3 protein-coding genes are annotated in these 1,943 nt (G+C 48.0%); all 3 read right to left on the minus strand.

The window, feature by feature from the left end; genetic code table 11:
- On the minus strand, positions 1–782 hold a 782-nt coding region (locus ACS8FC_RS13925; RefSeq protein ID WP_439297196.1), incomplete at its 3' end, for a nicotinamide phosphoribosyltransferase domain-containing protein.
- Positions 769–918 carry a hypothetical protein gene (locus tag ACS8FC_RS13930; RefSeq protein WP_439297197.1) on the minus strand — a complete coding sequence of 50 codons (150 nt, stop codon included), beginning with the start codon at positions 916–918 and terminating at the stop codon, positions 769–771. The genes ACS8FC_RS13925 and ACS8FC_RS13930, both read right to left, overlap by 14 nt.
- 29 nt (positions 919–947) lie before the next feature.
- On the minus strand, positions 948–1,943 hold a 996-nt coding region (locus ACS8FC_RS13935; protein ID WP_439297198.1), incomplete at its 5' end, for a bifunctional nicotinamide-nucleotide adenylyltransferase/Nudix hydroxylase.

A 1,943-nucleotide genomic window follows, 5' to 3' on the forward strand; every position in this document is an offset into this window, starting at 1 on the left:
AAAGCTTTATCTTCGCCGCCAAATTGCTCAATCATATTGTGAAAAGCAGCGGTTTCGCCATCACGTCCCCATGCCGTCATCGTACTGTGTTCAGCCGCTGGGATAGAAAACGCAGGCATGTCATCAGCCATCTGATACCAGCGGCTGGCCGCAATGAGTGCTGTCATTGAATCGGTACCAGCAAAGTTCACCAAATGCGCCAAGCTACCAAGGGCAACCGTTTCTTGGCTGGATGCGCCGCGCGCGCCAAAGTCATGTAAGCGAAAAGGCAGCGACTCTGTATTGTCTGCTGACTTTTCTAGCGCTTGACGGATAATCTCTTTGCAATAGCGAGAAACACTAGCGACCGTCGATGGATACCAAATTGCGCGTAATAGCGCTGTTTCGATATAACTTGGTAGCCAATAAAACTCAGGATCAGTGTTGATAACTTGGCAGACTACATTGGATACCGGAACGATGCTGCCTTCAGGAACGGCTTGGATACGCAGTGGCAGGTAGCCGTTGTGTTTTTCAATCAAGTGCTCCCAGCCCGCACGATTAAAAGTCAAGCCATGTGCTCTAACCACTTTTTCGGCTTCGTCGATATCTTGGTGCGTGATAGGGGTGCTTAGGTACTCTTTTATAAAGGCTTGTAAGCCGAAGAACACCACATCATAGTCGCCTTTGCGCGCTTCAATGTAGCTGGACAGATATTCACTGCCACTTGGGTATTGCACCCAATGTGAGGTTTTATAGCTGTCACTATTTAAGATTAAATTGTTTAGATTACTGGTGTACATCACAGAACTCCTCTGCTTTGAGATGCCGCAGCTGCGTTGAAAGGACAGTGGCGGCGGTTGAGTGCCGTCTATCGGCACTGGTATAAAAAGTTAAAAAATACATTGTGTAGATATCAATGAGGGCTGATTTGACCATGACCTGCTCATCCGTCCAATAACGAAAAACTACAACCCAACCATTTTGGTAATAATCGCATAATGATCTTCAAACATCATTTTGGCATCAAGCTCTGCCAATGGTAACCAAAATGCTTTGGTCGCATCATCGCCGCCTTTTACTTTTGGCAGCCCTTTTGGGTCATTTTTGAGTTGGAAGTAAAAGGCTTGGGTAATCGTGCGTCCGCGCGCTGAACGATACGGATCGTCAAAGGTATGCTGACTATGGCAAGAACCACGCAATACAGGCTCAGGGACTTTGAGGCGCGTCTCTTCACGCAGCTCACGAATACAAGCGTCGAATAGTGTCTCTTTTGGGTTTAAAAATCCACCTGGTAGCGCCCACAGTCCGCGTCCTGGCATACTACGTCGCTCGACTAGCAAGATGTGCCCCGACTGTACAATCAACGCATCAGCCGTCATAAAGGTCGGCGGATAGGGGGCAGATTGCCACTGTCTTTTGTATTTATCAATAAAGTCTGCTTCTTCATGCAATTGATGATAGTCGTCCGTTTTTTTGAATTCATCGAGAACGTTGCGTGTTGACTCAGGCGTACGCTCAGGTGTTGGCGTAGCGCCCATCAGATAGCTGTCGCGAATAGGCGTGGCTGATAAGTTATGATAATTAGGTACTGACACCGATGCCCAGTTAGGGAACAGCGATAAGTAATATGATGAGCTGTCTTTTGAGTGACCAATCAAGCCAATATCTGTTTGCAAGTCACCCGTCACCGATTTTACGCCTGCTTGGACATATTGTAGCCAGCGCGTGTCATTGTAGAGCGCATCGTCTAGACCAACGCAATGGATACGAGCGGCGTCTTCTGCTGAATAAGCGCCCTTAATCATCGCAGCGCGTTCAGCGACGCTAAACGGATTACGTAAGCTGCGCGGTAGATTGGCGGAGCCGATCAGCATAATCACTTCATCAGAGCGTTTGAGCGCTTCGTCAATGACTGCCTTGTGTCCACAATGAAATGGCTGGAAACGCCCGATAAAAACCAA

It is taken from the genome of Psychrobacter sp. 1Y4, assembly GCF_051847555.1.